Origin of the sequence: Streptomyces sp. NPDC048420 (genome assembly GCF_040651535.1) — a bacterium.
GTDB lineage: Bacteria > Actinomycetota > Actinomycetes > Streptomycetales > Streptomycetaceae > Streptomyces.
The window spans coordinates 1-15,359 of the sequence record NZ_JBEZKG010000019.1 but is presented as its reverse complement, the minus strand read 5'-3'; the positions used below and the strand labels follow the sequence as shown (position 1 = coordinate 15,359).

The window sequence follows — 15,359 nt, the reverse complement described above, 5'->3', positions numbered from 1 at the left end:
CGTACGACACCTACTCCTGGATCCGGGTCAGCTGGTCGTCACGGCGGTGTCGTCGAGGACGAAGCTGGTCTGGAGCGAGGAGTCCTCCACGCCGCTGAACTTCAGGGCGACGGTGGAGCCGGCGTACGAGGAGAGGTCGAAGGACTTCTGGACGTAGCCGGAGGCCGCGTTGAGGTTGGAGTAGGTGGCCAGGGTGGTCGATCCGGCGGTGACCGTCAGCTTGTCGTAGGCGGTGCTGCCGGTCTCCGCGGTGTCGACGTGCAGGTAGAAGGTGAAGGTGGCCTTGCAGCCGCTCGGGACGGTCACCGACTGGGAGAGCGTGTCGGTGTGGCTCGATCCGTAGCCGTCCAGCCAGGCGTAGTAGGAGCCGGCGTGCGCCGACTCGTCGGTGGAGTTGGTGATGACCCCGCTGGAGGAGGTCCAGGTGGTGCTGCCCGACTCGAAGCCGGGGTTGCCGAGCAGCTGGGCCGAGGTGCAGGTGCCGCTGCTGGAACCGACCGTCCAGGTGAAGGAAGCGGAGCCGGAGGCGCCGGTCGAGTCCTTCGCGGTGACGGTGACCTGGTAGGTGCCCGCGGTGGACGCCGTACCCGAGATCTTGCCGGTGGAGCTGCTGATGGACAGCCCGGTCGGCAGGCCGCTCGCGCTGTAGGTCAGGGCCGCCCCGGCGCTGTCGGTCGCGCTGATCTGCAGACTGGCGGAACCGCCGGTGGTGGTCGACTGGCTGCCCGGGTTGGTGACGGTCACCGTGTTGCCGGTGGTGGTGCCGGCGGTGAAGGCGGTGGTGCCGTTGGGCGTGCCCCAGCCGGTCGGGCCGTCGTAGCCGGTGGCCGCGGTGCAGAAGTACGAGGGGGAGCAGGAGCCGTTGTTGCCGCTGGTGACGTCGTACAGGTTGCCGGTGTGGGAGTACGGGTACTTCGCCGGGTAGTCACTGGAACCCGGGGTGCCGGCGAGGGCGTACACACCGGCGATGATCGGCGCGGAGGCGCTGGTGCCGCCGTAGACCGCCCAGCCCGAGCCGCCGTAGGTGTCGTAGACCGCGACGCCGGTGGCCGGGTCGGCGACCGCGGAGACGTCGGCCTCCATGCGCTTGGAGCAGCCCGTGTCGGTCTGCCAGGTGGGCTTCGGGTCGTACGCCGAGCAGCCGGAGCCGGTCCCCTCGGTGCTGCTGGTCTTCCACACGGACTCGGTCCAGCCGCGGGAGTTGGAGGACGTCGACAGGGCGGTACCGCCGACTGCCGTCACGTACTGGGAGGTCGCCGGGTACTCGGCGCCGTAGGCGGAGTCACCGGCGGAGACGGTGATGGCGACACCGGGGTGCTTGAAGTACGAGGTGTCCTCGCTGGTCTGGGACGAGGCCTCGTCGCCGCCCCAGCTGTTGGAGACGAACTTGGCGCCCAGGGTCACGGCCTCGTTCTCGGCGATGCCGAGGTCGGAGTCGTTGGCCGAGTTGGCCTCCACCAGGATGATGTTGCAGTTCGGGCAGACCGCGCTGACCATGTCGATGTCCAGCGCCTCTTCACCGGCCCAGCCGGTGTCGTTGGTGGGCAGCGAGGTGGTCGAACCGGTCTGACTGACCTGCTTGAAACAGCCGTTGGCCTTGGTGCAGGCGGAGAGGCCGTACTGCGAGCGGTAAGTACCCAGGTCCGACTCGGCGTTGGGGTCGTTGTACGCGTCGACCACGGCGACGGTCAGGCCGGAGCCGCCCGTCGAGGGCAGGTTGTAGGCGCTGTGCAGGTTGGCCGGGCTGAGCCCGGAGGGGGTCGCGGCGGCGGAGGCGAGCGCGGTGGCGAGGCGCTGCTTGATGTCCGTGCGGCGCTGCGCGAAGCAGGACGCGTGGCCCGCGGCCGGGGTGGCGCACAGGTGGGTGGTCGGCACCTTCTGGCCGGCCTTGCCGGTGGTGTGGAAGGTCTGCCGGCCGGGGGAGGTGAGGGCGGTGGCGTTCTGGGTCACGCGGGAGGTGTGGGTGGTCGCCGGTGTCGCGTGCGCCGGTGCGGCCGCGAAGCCGGTGAGGCCGAGGGCGAGGGCGGATATCGCGGTGGTCAGGAGTCTTCGCAGGCTCCGTCGGGGCATTTCACGCATGGGGTACTGCCTCCATCGGTGGGGTTACAGGCAGGCCCGTGACGCGCGTAGCGGCGGCAGATCACGCAGTCATGAGCATGACGTGCCCGAAGCTAGCCGTGTGTGGGAAGGCGGGAGAAGCGGCGAAGGGAGATCTTTGCTGCTCCATAGCAGGCTCATGGACGGCCCATGGAAGCTCCATGGGCCGTCCATGCGCTTGGAGTCAGAAATCCTCGTCGAGGTCGACCGTGCCCTCGACCGCGACCTGGTACGCCGAAGGCCGCCGCTCGAAGAAGTTGGTCAGCTCCTGGACGCCTTGGAGCTCCATGAAGGAGAACGGGTTCTCCGAGCCGTACACGGGGGCGAAGCCGAGGCGCGTGAGGCGCTGGTCGGCGACGCACTCCAGGTACTGGCGCATCGACTGGGTGTTCATGCCCGGCAGCCCGTCCCCGCACAGGTCCCGCGCGAACTGCAGCTCCGCCTCCACGGCCTCCGCCAGCATGTCGGTGACCTCCTGCTGGAGTTGCTCGTCGAAGAGCTCCGGCTCCTCCTTGCGGACGGTGTCGACCACGTCGAAGGCGAAGGACATGTGCATGGTCTCGTCGCGGAACACCCAGTTGGTGCCGGTCGCGAGGCCGTGCAGCAGGCCTCGGCTGCGGAACCAGTAGACGTACGCGAAGGCGCCGTAGAAGAAGAGGCCCTCGATGCACGCGGCGAAGCAGATCAGGTTGAGCAGGAAGCGGCGGCGGTCGGCCCGGGACTCCAGCCGGTCCAGCTTCTCCACCTCGTTGATCCACTTGAAGCAGAACTCGGCCTTCTCGCGGATGGAGGGGATGTTCTCGACGGCGTCGAAGGCCGCCGCCCGGTCCTCCGGGTCGGGGAGGTAGGTGTCGAGCAGTGTCAAGTAGAACTGGACGTGCACGGCCTCCTCGAAGAGCTGCCTGCTCAAGTACAGGCGCGCCTCGGGGGAGTTGATGTGCTTGTAGAGCGTCAGCACCAGGTTGTTCGCGACGATCGAGTCGCCCGTCGCGAAGAACGCGACCAGCCGGCCGATCAGGTGCTGCTCGGCGGGGCTGAGCTTCGCGAGGTCGGAGACGTCCGAGTGGAGGTCGACCTCCTCGACGGTCCAGGTGTTCTTGATGGCGTCCCGGTAGCGCTCGTAGAAGTCCGGGTAGCGCATGGGGCGGAGGGTCAGCTCGAAGCCCGGGTCGAGAAGGTTCTTGGCAGTCATGTCAGTCGGCGCGAAGCGCTGTCCTTCAGGGGCGGTGGTCGGGCGACGGGTGGGCATTACTGGCAGGCCTCGCAGGACTCGGGGTTTTCCAGGGAGCAGGCGACATCAGAGGCCACTGGTTGTACGGGGACCGTCGCCTGGGCGGCACGGGCGATACGAGTCGCCGGGCGCGAGCGCAGGTAGTACGTCGTCTTCAGCCCGGACTTCCAGGCGTACGCGTACATCGAGGAGAGCTTGCCGATGGTCGGCGTCTCCAGGAAGAGGTTCAGGGACTGGGACTGGTCGAGGAACGGGGTCCGCGCCGCCGCCATGTCGATCAGAGAGCGCTGCGGGATCTCCCACGCCGTGCGGTACAACGCCCGTACGTCCTCGGGAATCCAGGCGAAGCCCTGCACCGAGCCGTTGGAGTCGCGCAGCGCCTCACGGGTGCGGGCGTCCCAGACGCCGAGTGCCTTGAGGTCGTTCACCAGATACGAGTTGACCTGGAGGAACTCGCCGGACAGCGTCTCACGCTTGAACAGGTTGGAGACCTGCGGCTCGATGCACTCGTACACGCCCGCGATCGAGGCGATGGTCGCGGTGGGCGCGATGGCCAGCAGCAGACTGTTGCGCAGGCCGGTGGTGGCCACACGTTCCCGCAGTGCGGCCCAGCGCTCGGGCCAGTTCGACGTGACGTCGTAGTGGTCGGGGTGCAGGACCCCCTGCGCGGTACGGGTCTTGTCCCAGGCCGGCAGCGGGCCGTTGCGTTCGGCGAGGTCGGCGGAGGCCTCGTAGGCGGCGAGCATGATGCGCTCGGCGATCCGCGTGGACAGCGCCTTGGCTTCCGGGGAGTCGAAGGGCAGACGCAGCTTGAAGAAGACGTCCTGGAGGCCCATCGCGCCGAGGCCGACCGGGCGCCACTTGGCGTTGGACCGTCCGGCCTGCTCGGTCGGGTAGAAGTTGATGTCGACGACCCGGTCGAGGAAGGTGACGGCGGTGCGGACGGTGGCGTCGAGCCGCTCCCAGTCGATGTCGTTTCCGTCCACGAACGCACCGAGGTTCACCGACCCCAGGTTGCAGACCGCCGTCTCCCCGTCGTCCGTGACCTCCAGGATCTCCGTGCAGAGGTTGGAGGAGTGGACCGTGTGTCCGGGCAGGGCCGTCTGGTTGGCCGTGCGGTTGGCGGCGTCCTTGAAGGTCATCCAGCCGTTGCCGGTCTGCGCGAGAGTGCGCATCATGCGGCCGTAGAGATCACGGGCGGGGATGGTCTTGCGCGCGAGCCCCTGCGCCTCGGCCTTCCGGTACGCCGTGTCGAACTCCTCGCCCCACAGGTCGACCAGTTCGGGCACGTCGGCGGGGGAGAAGAGGGACCACTCGGCGTCGGCGTTCACCCGGCGCATGAACTCGTCCGGGATCCAGTGCGCGAGGTTCAGGTTGTGCGTACGGCGGGCGTCCTCACCGGTGTTGTCCCTGAGCTCCAGGAACTCCTCGATGTCGGAGTGCCAGGTCTCCAGGTAGACCGCGGCCGCGCCCTTGCGCCGGCCGCCCTGGTTCACGGCGGCGACACTCGCGTCCAGCGTCTTCAGGAACGGGACGATGCCGTTGGAGTGCCCGTTGGTGCCGCGGATGAGCGAACCGCGGCTGCGGATACGGGAGTACGCGATGCCGATGCCACCGGCGTGCTTCGAGAGCCGGGCGACCTGGTGGTAGCGGTCGTAGATGGAGTCGAGCTCGTCCTTCGGGGAGTCGAGGAGGTAGCAGGACGACATCTGGGGATGCCGGGTGCCGGAGTTGAAGAGGGTGGGGGAGGAGGGGAGGTAGTCGAGGCGGCTCATGAGGGCGTAGAGCGCGGCGACCTCGTCCAGGGCACGGGCGGTGTCGTCCTCGGCGAGGCCGGACGCGACCCGGAGCATGAAGTGCTGGGGCGTCTCGATCACCTTGCGGGTGATCGGGTGCCGCAGGAGATAGCGGCTGTGGAGGGTACGCAGGCCGAAGTAGCCGAAGCGGTCGTCTGCCTGAGGGTCGATGAGCGCGTCCAGGCGGTCGGCGTGCACCCGTACGAACTCGGCCGTACGGTCGGCGATGAGGCCCTCGCGGTGCCCGACCGCGACCGATCCGGTGAACGACGTGACGCCCTGCGAGGCGGCCTCGGCGGCGATGCTGATGGTCAGCAGCCGGGCGGCCAGCCTGCTGTACGCCGGGTCCTCGGAGATGAGGCCGGCCGCCGCCTCGGTGGCCAGCTCACGCAACTCCGACTCGTCGGCCCGTGCGGACCGGCCACGGAGCGCGGCGGCGGCGACCCGGCCGGGGTCGGCGTCGGGAAGGTCGGCGGTCAGCGCGGTCAGGGTCCGCAGGAGCGCGGTTCCGGGACCGTGCTCTTCCACGAAGGTGGTCGCTGAAGCCGGATCGGCTGGCGCGATGGTCACGTGGGGCTCTCCCTCGCTGGGCACGGGGCCTTGAGGGCAGGGGGCGGCACACGAGCGCGCACGGCCTCGCGTCCACCGGCCCACTCCACGAGGCCCGGACGTCATGACACCCGGGCCACGGTGGCCGGGCGTACTGTCGGCAGGTCCTCGGACTGACGCTCATGTGCGCTGATACACGCATGAGTACACCGTTGCGGGACAGTTCCGGATTCGCACCGGATTCCCCTGCGGCGACAGCGAGCATGAGCATACATCTTGTGCCGGGTTTCGGTGACGCCCCCAGATGTTGTGTCGCGTCGGTCTCAGAGCGTCAACTCGTAGGTGAGGAGAGTGAAGTCGGGGGACTCCGGAACGGGGTGCCAGTCCCGCTCGGGGGCGCGGGTGAAGCCCAGGCGCTCGTAGATGCGGTGGGCCGTGTGCATGGTGGGCTGGGTGCACAGGACGAGGTCGGTGCCGGCGGCTGCCGCGCGGTCGACGCAGGCCTGTACGAGGGCTTGTCCGACGCCTCTGCCGCGGGCCGCGTGGGACACGGCGAGCATGCGGATCTCCGCCTCTCCGGGGCGCGCTATTTCGGACATGGGGCCGCCGTCGGGGACGTAGGTGACTCCGCCGAGGATGTTGTCGTCGGCTGTGGCGACGAGGACCTCTGCGGTTTTCGCTCGCTTGGCCACGTCCTTGAGTTCGGTCAGGTACCAGTCGTCCTCGTCGCCGAAGGCCAGGAGACCGTCGTCCAGGTAGGCCTTTGCGGTGATGTCGCCGAGGGGTTCGTAGTCGGTGGGTTCGGCGGGGCGGATCACGATGGTCATGGGGGTGAGTGTGCACGAAAGGAGCGGGCCGCCGAGGGTCTTGCTCCTCGGTGGCCCGCTGCCGGTTGTGTGTGGTTGCTCGCGCAGTTCCCCGCGCTCCTGAAGGCCCTTAGTGCGAGGTACCTGCTGTCGCGGGAGGGAGTTCTACCTCAACCCCCGGGTCGCCCGCGTCCGCCGTGTAGTCCTCCGGCCTGGTCTCGTCGATGCCGTCGGGAGCCTTCGCCGCCTTCAGGACGAAGGTCAGGATCACCGTGACGACGACGTTGAGCACGAACGCCGTGAGGCCGATGTAGCCGATCTCGCCGATGCCCGGGATCTCCTTCGCCGAGCCGCCGAAGTGCTTCTGGGTCGGGGAGGCGACGCCGTACGCGGCGACCGTGCCGTAGATCATGCCGACCGCCCAGCCGGCGAGCAGCGCCCAGCGGTGGAACCAGCGGGTGAAGAGGCCGCCGACCAGGGCCGGGAAGGTCTGGAGGATCCAGATGCCGCCCAGGAGCTGGAAGTTGATGGCCACCGTCTTGTCCATGGTGAGGACGAAGACCAGGGCGCCGACCTTCACCAGGAGCGAGACCAGCTTGGAGACCTTCGTCTCCTGGGCCGGAGTGGCGTCCGGCTTGATGAAGTCCTTGTAGATGTTGCGGGTGAAGAGGTTCGCGGCCGCGATGGACATGATGGCCGCGGGGACCAGCGCGCCGATGCCGATCGCGGCGAAGGCCACGCCCGCGAACCACGCCGGGAACATGTTCTCGAACAGCTGGGGGATGGCGAGCTGGCCGTTGGTGACCTTGATTCCGGCCGCGATCGCCATGAAGCCGAGCAGGGCCAGCAGGCCCAGCATCAGGGAGTACAGCGGCAGGATCGTGGTGTTGCGGCGGATCACCTCACGGCTCTTGGAGGAGAGCGTCGCGGTGATGGAGTGCGGGTACATGAAGAGCGCCAGCGCGGAGCCCAGCGCCAGCGTGGCGTACGTCCATTGGCCCGGCTCGGCGGGGGCCAGCGCGCCGCGCGGCTTCCCGGTCGCCGGGTTGGTCTGGCTGAACGCCTCGCCCGCCTTGGCGAAGATGTCGTCGAACCCGCCCAGCTTGATCGGGATGTAGATGATCGCCACCGCGATGACTATGTAGATCAGCGTGTCCTTCACGAACGCGATCAGCGCGGGCGCCCTGAGGCCCGAGGAGTACGTGTAGGCCGCGAGCACGCCGAAGGCGATCAGCAGTGGGAGGTCCTTCACGAACCAGTTGGTGTCCTCACCGCCGCCGACGCCCATGACGTCGAGGACCGCCTGGATGCCGACCAGTTGGAGCGCGATGTACGGCATGGTCGCCAGGATGCCGGTGACCGCCACCGCCAGCGACAGGCCCTTGGAGCCGAACCGGCCGCGCACGAAGTCCGAGGTCGTGACGTATCCGTGCTTGTGGGAGACCGACCACAGGCGGGGCAGGAACGTGAAGATCAGCGGGTAGATGAGGATGGTGTACGGCACCGCGAAGAAGCCGGCCGCGCCCGCCGCGTAGATCGCCGCGGGCACCGCGACGAAGGTGTACGCCGTGTAGAGGTCACCGCCCAGCAGGAACCAGGTGATCCAGGTGCCGAACGAGCGGCCGCCCAGACCCCATTCGTCGAGGCTGTCGCTCTCCGCCTTTCGCCAGCGCGCGGCCAGGAAGCCCATGACCGTGACGGCGAGGAAGAAGATGATGAAGACGGTGAGTGCCACGCCATTGACGCCGTCGTTCACTTGGCACCTCCGTGGCGGGCGCGCTGGTCACGCTGCCAGAGCTTGTACGCGATCATCGTCAGCGCGGTGGAGATCAGCACCCACGCCATCTGGTACCAGTAGAAGAAGGGGATCCCGATGAAGGTCGGGTCCACCTTGGCGTACGAGCCGACCCACAGCATCGCCACGAACGGGGCGACGAGACAGAGGGCGATGACCACCCTCGCCGGTGTCACCACCGGTGGTCTCACTTCAGGCGCATCCGACATTCCGCGACTCCGTCCCCTCGCCGATCACCTGTGTAACGCGCAGGCAATCTAGGCGAGGGCGTCGTGCATGTGGAAGACCTCGTCCGCATATCGGTATGTCGATTCTGTGAAGCACCCCTTCCTGGGCAGCTCAGCAACAGCGGAAGCTCTGCCGCGGGTCCCCTTCCTGGCGTTCCGTCCGCATACGTTCGCACGTGCGCGACATAGTGGTCGTACGCCGACTCGTCGGTCAGCTCCTCCTTCTCCTCGCGGGTCGGGACCAGACCGGCCGGGGCGACGATCTTCGACTCGACGTACGGCGCCTCGCTGAGCGTGGAGAGCGCGGGACGGCGTAGGTGCCGGACGCAGACCCGCAGGGCGTCGGCGATCACCACGACGATCAGCAGGGCCAGGACCGCCGTTGGCGGGCGGCAGGACCTTGCCGTCGTCGATGGCGTCCTGGAAGACCGAACGCTGTTTGAAGCAGCCCACCTTGGGGTCGCTGGAGAACGTCCCAGGCGAGCGGGATCGCGGTGATCCAGGCCCACTTGAGGCGCCCGGACTTCACCAGCAGGGTGGTGTAGACGGCCAGGGCGACCGCGGCGAGCAGCTGGTTGATCCCGCCGAGGGGTTCGTGGACGCCGACCCAGAGGAAGTAGCCCCACAGGGCGCAGACGATCCCGCTCGTGATGACCAGGCCCGGTTTCCAACTGATGTTCTTGAAGGGCCGGATGACGTTGCCCAGCATGTCCTGGAGCATGAACCGGCCCACGTGCATGCCGGCGTCCAGCGCGGTCAGGATGAACAGCGCCTCGAACATCTCCGAGACGGCCGCGACCGTCCAGGCGGCCGAGACGTCCTCACCCCGGGCGAGCGCGAGCACGGACCAGCCGGCCGCGCCGACCAGGGCGGCGAGGGTCCAGGTGACGACGGTTCGGACGTTCGCGGTTACGCACGAGGCGGTCCTCCCGTCCAGTCGGAGTCGGGAGGACCGTAGAGCAGGATGTGCGGTTGCGCTACAGGGTGTGCATCAGTCCACGGGCCGCTTGAGCCGGGCCACGAACTTGTACCGGTCCCCCCGGTACACCGACCGCACCCACTCCACCGGCTCGCCCGTCCTGTCGACCGAGTGCCGGGACAGCATCAGCATCGGCAGGCCCACGTCGGTGCCGAGCAGGCCGGCCTCGCGCGGGGTGGCCAGCGAGGTCTCGATGGTCTCCTCCGCCTCGGCGAGATGGACGTCGTAGACCTCGGCGAGCGCCGTGTACAGGGATGTGTACTTGACGAGCGACCTGCGCAGGGCCGGGAAGCGCTTGGCGGAGAGGTGGGTCGTCTCGATGGCCATCGGCTCGGCGTTCGCCATGCGCAGCCGTTCGATGCGCAGCACCCGGCCGCCGGCCGTGATGTCGAGGAGCTCGGCGAGCCGGTCGTCGGCGGTGATGTAGCCGATGTCGAGGAGCTGCGAGGTGGGTTCGAGCCCCTGGGCGCGCATGTCCTCGGTGTACGAGGTGAGTTGGAGCGCCTGCGAGACCTTCGGCTTGGCGACGAAGGTGCCCTTGCCCTGGATGCGCTCCAGCCGCCCCTCGACCACCAGCTCCTGGAGGGCCTGGCGCACGGTCGTGCGGGAGGTGTCGAACTCGGCTGCGAGCGTTCGCTCGGGCGGTACCGGGGTGCCGGGCGACTGGGTCTCCGTCATGTCCAGCAGGTGCTTCTTCAGGCGGTAGTACTTGGGCACGCGCGCGATACGGACGCCTGCCCCGCCCTCGGTCTCGGCACTGCTGACGTCGCTGCTCATGGTCTGCCTTCCCGGCTCCGGATGCGGGTCACTTCGTGATCCCTTCTGTATACCGTCGCCGCCTCTTTTGGTCTAGTCCACAGAGGTGAGTGGTATAGCGGACGAGATTACTCCGGCCGCGCCGTTTTCGCTGGCTTCTTTACTAATGGTTCCTGCATATGTAGCTCGCATAACAGCTGGTCAGAGCGTTTTCGAACACTCTTGACAGGCTTCGTGGTCTGGTCCAAGCTCCCCCTACTGGTCTACACCATTGGTCCAGGTCCCGGCCCGTGGGCAGGGGGGTGTGGGCATCCCTGAGGAGGGTGGCGTGAAGCGCAAGCTGGCAGCCGCGATCGGTGTCGCGGGCATGATGGTTGCGGTCGCTGCATGTGGGGGCAGCGACAGCGGAAGTTCGGACAACAGCGGTGCGGACGCCAAGGAGCTGACCGTCTGGCTCACCGTCGACGCCCAGAACAACTGGCCCGAGCTGGTGAAGGCCGCGGACGCCGCGGTCCAGAAGAAGCACCCCGGCATCAAGATCAACCACGAGTACTACGGCTGGCCCGACAAGAACACCAAGCTCGACGCGGTCCTCGCCACCGACAAGGCCCCCGACGTGGTCGAGATGGGCAACACCGAGATGCTGGGCTACATGGTCAAGGGGGCCTTCGCGCCCCTGGACGCCTCGAAGTTCACCAACTCGTCCGCCTGGCTCGACGGCCTCAAGGCCTCGGTGACCTACGACGGCAAGACCTACGGCGTCCCGTACTACGCGGGCGGCCGGGTCGGCAACTGGCGCAAGGACCTCTTCGCCTCGGTCGGCGTCAAGTCCACCCCGAAGACCTACGCGGAGCTCGCCGCAGCCCTCGACAAGGTCCAGAAGAAGGAGGGCGACAAGTTCTCCGCCTGGTACCAGCCCACCCGTGACTGGTACGCGGCCATGTCCTTCGTCTACGACGCCGGCGGCTCCATCGCGGTCGAGTCGGGCGGCCAGTGGAAGGGCAACCTCTCCTCGCCCGAGTCGATCAAGGGTCTCACCGAGTTCAAGAACGTCGTCGACAAGTACATGCACGGCGACAAGACCAAGGACGAGTCCGACCGTTACATCGTCTACGGCCAGGGCAAGTCCGGCATGATCTTCGGCGCGGCCTGGGAGGGTGCGACCTCCGCCGACCCGAAGAACGACAAGACCGGCAAGCTCAAGGACAACCTCGAGAACTTCGTGATGCCCGGCCCGTCCGGCAAGAACATGCCCGTCTTCCTGGGCGGTTCGGACCTCGCCGTCCCGGTGAAGTCCAAGGCGCAGGCCGTCGCCGCCGAGTGGATCAACGCCTTCACCGGTCCCTCCGGTCAGAAGGGCCTGATGGCCAAGGGCAACCTGCCCAACAACAAGACCGACCTCGCCACCCTGAAGAACGACCCGGCGACCGCGGTCCCGGCCACCGCGGCCGAGTCCAACTGGTTCGTCCCGATGGCACCCGGCTGGGGCCAGGTCGAGAAGGCGCAGGTCCTGCAGAACATGCTGCAGGAGATCGGCACCGGCAAGAAGTCGGTCGAGGCCGCCGCGAAGGACGCGGACGCCGCGATCGACAAGGTCATCAACACGAAGTGACCTGACAGCAGGGCCCCGCACGCCTACTCGGCCAGGGCGGGGCCCTGCTTCCCGTACGACCGTGCGGGCTTCGCTTTCGTACGACCAGAAGGACCGCTGAGGAGCGCGCCATGAGTGCCGCAGACACGACCACCCCCACCGAGGTGCCGCCGCCGATGTCGGTACCACCGCCCTCCCCGCCGGCGGCGCCCCGCAGAAGGCGGAGCTCCGGCGCCACCCCCTGGCTGCTGCTCGCGCCCTGCCTGCTCATCCTCGGCCTGGTCATGGGCTATCCGCTGGTCCGCCTGGTGACGCTGTCGTTCCAGAAGTTCGGGCAGTCCCAGCTGTGGGGCTTCCAGCCCGCCGAGTGGGTCGGCTTCGACAACTTCACGGCTGTGCTGGACGACGGCGAGTTCTGGGCGGTCGTCGTCCGGACCATCGTCTTCGCGGCCGGTTGCGTCATCTTCACGATGGTCGCCGGCATGCTGATCGCGCTGCTGCTCCAGCGGGTCTCCGGCTGGGTGAAGACCCTTGTCAACATCGCCCTGGTGGCCAGCTGGGGCATGCCGATCATCGTCGCCACCACGGTCTTCAAGTGGCTGTTCGACGCTGACTACGGCATCCTCAACGCGCTGCTCAGCAAGTTGCCCGGGGTCGAGATGATCGGCCACAACTGGTTCGCGAGCGGTCCCCAGGGTCTGGCCGTGATCATGCTCCTGGTGGTCTGGGGCGCGGTGCCCTTCGTCGTGATCACCCTCAGCGCCGGGCTCACCCAGGTCCCGGCCGAACTGGAGGAGGCGGCCCGGCTCGACGGCGCGGGCGCCTGGGGCGTCTTCCGGTATGTCACCCTGCCGATCCTCAAGCCGATCATCGTGATGCTGACGACCCTCTCGGTCATCTGGGACATGGGTGTCTTCCCCCAGGTGTTCGTCATGCGCAACGGCCACCCGGAGCCGGAGTTCCAGATCCTGCCGACCTACTCCTACGACCGCGCCTTCGTGGTCAACGACTACGCGCAGGGCTCGGCGATCGCCCTCATCACCGTGCTCCTGCTGCTCGGGGTCGTCGCCGTCTACATGCGTCAGATGCTGAAGATCGGAGAGGTCGAATGAGCACGCTCGCTCCCGGGGCCCGCCGGAAGTCCAAGGCCGGCTGGAACCTCCTCGGCCTTCTCGTCTTCGTCACCGCCGGTTTCCCCGTCTACTGGATGCTCAACACGGCGTTCAAACCGGCCAAGGACGCCATCGACCCGGACCCGAGCCTGCTGCCGACGGGCATCACCTTCTCCAACTTCAGCCGCGCGCTGGACATCGCCGACTTCTGGGGCCCGGTCGGCCGCAGCCTGATCGTCTCCCTCTCGGTCGTGGCGATCGGCGTCGTGGTCGGCACCCTGGCCGCCCTCGCCATCTCCCGCTTCCAATTCCGCGGCCGCAAGGTCGTGATCGTGGCCATCCTGGCGGTCCAGATGGTCCCCCTGGTCGCGATGATCATCCCGGTCTTCCTGCTGCTCAACGACCTCGACCAGTACGACAGGCTGTCGGGCCTGATCATCACGTACCTGACCTTCATCCTGCCCTTCACGGTGTGGACGCTGCGCGGCTTCATCGTCAACGTCCCGAAGGAACTGGAGGAGGCGGCGATGGTGGACGGCTGCTCCCGCACCAGCGCCTTCATCCGCGTGGTCTTCCCGCTGCTCGCCCCCGGCATGGTCGCCACGTCGGTCTACGGCTTCATCCTGGCCTGGAACGAGTACCTGTACGCCCTCATGCTGCTCAGCCAGAAGAACCAGACCGCGACCGTCTGGCTCGGCAACTTCACCACCAAACACGGCACCGAATACGCCCCGATGATGGCCGGTTCCACCATGATGGCCGTGCCGATCGTGGTCCTCTTCCTCCTCGTCCAGCGCAAGATGGCCGCGGGCCTCACCGCGGGCGCCGTGAAGGGATAACGCCCCCGATGACGACATTCGCCAGCGGCACCGACACCTTGACGAGAGACGCCCTCACCGTCCTCCAGCCAGGCTTCACCGGCACCACCGCCCCCGACTGGCTGCTGCGCCGCCTCGGCGAGGGCCTCGCCTCGGTCGGCCTGTTCGGCCGCAACATCGCCTCGCCGGAACAACTGAGCGCGCTTACGGCCCAGTTGCGCGCCGAACGCGACGACGTCCTGGTCGCCATCGACGAGGAGGGCGGCGACGTCACCCGCCTCGAAGTGCGCACCGGCTCGTCCTTCCCGGGCAACAACGCCCTCGGCGCGGTGGACGACGTGGCACTGACGAGGGAGGTGGCCGCGGAACTCGGCCGCCGTCTCGCGGCCTGCGGGGTCAACCTCAACTGGGCTCCGTCGGCCGACGTGAACTCCAACGCGTCCAATCCGGTGATCGGCGTCCGCTCCTTCGGGGCCTCCCCGCAGCTGGTCGCCCGGCACACCGCCGCCTATGTCACCGGTCTCCAGTCGGCCGGCGTGGCCGCCTGCACCAAGCACTTCCCGGGCCACGGCGACACGGCGGTCGACTCCCACCACGCGCTGCCGCGCATCGACGTGGACGAGTCGGTACTCCTGGAGCGCGAACTGCGGCCCTTCCGCGCGGCCATCGCCGCCGGCACCCGCGCCATCATGACCGCCCACATCCTGGTCCCGGCCCTGGACCCGGACCGCCCGGCGACCCTGTCCCACCGGGTGCTGACCGACCTGCTGCGCCGCGAACTCGGCTACACCGGCCTCATCGTCACCGACGGCATGGAGATGCAGGCCATCGCCGGCACCTACGGCATCGAACGCGGCAGCGTCCTGGCCATCGCCGCCGGTGCCGACGCGATCTGCGTGGGCGGCGGCCTGGCCGACGACGACACGGTACGGCGCCTGCGTGACGCCCTGGTCTCGGCGGTCCGCTCGGGTGAACTCCCCGAGGAGCGGCTCGCACAAGCGGCGGAACGCGTGCGCACGCTGGCCCACTGGATGGCGGCCGGCGCGGCCGAGGCCCGGCTGGCGGCCGACGAGGAGGTGGGACTGCGCGCGGCCCGAAGGGCGTTGCGCATCACCGGCGCGGACGGTTTCACCCCCCTCACCACAGCGCCCTACGTCGCCGCCTTCACCCCGATCGCCAATGTGGCCGTCGGCGACGAAACACCCTGGGGCGTCGCCGCCGAACTCACCCGACTGCTCCCCGGCACGGAAACGGGCAGCTTCGCCGGTGCGGACGCGGGTCTCGCCACCCTGGCCGCGGCCGGCCCCCGCCGCATCGTGGCCGTGGTCCGCGACGAACACCGCCACCCCTGGATGGGGGCGGCCCTGGACACCGTGCTGCGGACCCGCCCCGACACGATCGTGATCGAGATGGGCCTGCCTCAGGCCCCCGCCCGAGGAACCCTGCACATCGCGACCCACGGCGCGGCCCGCGTCTGCGGAAGGGCGGCGGCGGAGGTCATCGCGGGGGGCGGTCCGACCGGCGGGGCCGGTGCGCCGTACGACTTCGCCGTCATCCATGTGACGCCGGAGGAGGGTGGCACGGGCAAGTCGCTGGAGGAGA

At 68.4% G+C, this 15,359-nt stretch carries 11 protein-coding genes, 1 pseudogene and 1 riboswitch; of the genes and pseudogenes, 4 read left to right on the top strand and 8 right to left on the bottom strand.

Translation table 11 applies throughout. The features are described 5' to 3' along the window. Positions 1-27: 27 nt before the first annotated feature. The 8 genes and pseudogenes from AB0D34_RS32135 to AB0D34_RS32100 form a co-directional block, all read right to left on the bottom strand. Positions 28-2,079 (bottom strand): putative Ig domain-containing protein, encoded by a 2,052-nt coding sequence (locus tag AB0D34_RS32135; RefSeq protein WP_362667897.1) that lies wholly within the window; start codon positions 2,077-2,079, stop codon positions 28-30. Between the two features lie 202 nt (positions 2,080-2,281). After that, positions 2,282-3,289, bottom strand: a complete 1,008-nt coding sequence (locus tag AB0D34_RS32130; protein ID WP_362667894.1) for a ribonucleotide-diphosphate reductase subunit beta — start codon at positions 3,287-3,289, stop codon at positions 2,282-2,284. Positions 3,290-3,345: 56 nt separating this feature from the next. Then, on the bottom strand, positions 3,346-5,694 hold the full coding sequence (locus tag AB0D34_RS32125) for a ribonucleoside-diphosphate reductase subunit alpha (RefSeq protein WP_362667892.1): 2,349 nt from the start codon (positions 5,692-5,694) through the stop codon (positions 3,346-3,348). Between the two features lie 142 nt (positions 5,695-5,836). After that, positions 5,837-5,919: riboswitch (cobalamin riboswitch) on the bottom strand. A 77-nt stretch (positions 5,920-5,996) separates the two neighbouring features. Next, on the bottom strand, positions 5,997-6,500 hold the full coding sequence (locus AB0D34_RS32120; RefSeq protein ID WP_362667890.1) for a GNAT family N-acetyltransferase: 504 nt from the start codon (positions 6,498-6,500) through the stop codon (positions 5,997-5,999). 109 nt (positions 6,501-6,609) lie between these two features. Beyond that, on the bottom strand, positions 6,610-8,235 hold the full coding sequence (mctP, locus tag AB0D34_RS32115; protein WP_362667887.1) for a monocarboxylate uptake permease MctP: 1,626 nt from the start codon (positions 8,233-8,235) through the stop codon (positions 6,610-6,612). Next, entirely contained in the window at positions 8,232-8,483 is a 252-nt protein-coding gene (locus AB0D34_RS32110) for a DUF3311 domain-containing protein (protein ID WP_362667884.1), read from the bottom strand. The genes mctP and AB0D34_RS32110 overlap by 4 nt, the downstream gene beginning before the upstream one ends. A 230-nt stretch (positions 8,484-8,713) precedes the next feature. After that, positions 8,714-9,294 (bottom strand): annotated as a pseudogene (locus tag AB0D34_RS32105) (carbon starvation CstA 5TM domain-containing protein); the annotation flags it as partial. Between the two features lie 198 nt (positions 9,295-9,492). Then, positions 9,493-10,257, bottom strand: a complete 765-nt coding sequence (locus AB0D34_RS32100) for a GntR family transcriptional regulator (protein ID WP_362667882.1) — start codon at positions 10,255-10,257, stop codon at positions 9,493-9,495. A 307-nt stretch (positions 10,258-10,564) separates the two neighbouring features. Here AB0D34_RS32100 and AB0D34_RS32095 point away from each other — a divergent pair, with 307 nt between their 5' ends. From AB0D34_RS32095 to AB0D34_RS32080, 4 genes are all read left to right on the top strand, one after another. Beyond that, positions 10,565-11,848 carry an extracellular solute-binding protein gene (locus AB0D34_RS32095; protein WP_362667880.1) on the top strand — a complete coding sequence of 428 codons (1,284 nt, stop codon included), beginning with the start codon at positions 10,565-10,567 and terminating at the stop codon, positions 11,846-11,848. Positions 11,849-11,958: 110 nt separating this feature from the next. After that, on the top strand, positions 11,959-12,939 hold the full coding sequence (locus AB0D34_RS32090; RefSeq protein ID WP_362667878.1) for a sugar ABC transporter permease: 981 nt from the start codon (positions 11,959-11,961) through the stop codon (positions 12,937-12,939). Further along, entirely contained in the window at positions 12,936-13,778 is an 843-nt protein-coding gene (locus tag AB0D34_RS32085; protein WP_362667875.1) for a carbohydrate ABC transporter permease, read from the top strand. Before AB0D34_RS32090 ends, AB0D34_RS32085 begins: the two co-directional genes overlap by 4 nt. Positions 13,779-13,786: 8 nt before the next feature. After that, on the top strand, positions 13,787-15,359 hold a 1,573-nt coding region (locus AB0D34_RS32080), incomplete at its 3' end, for a glycoside hydrolase family 3 protein (protein WP_362667873.1).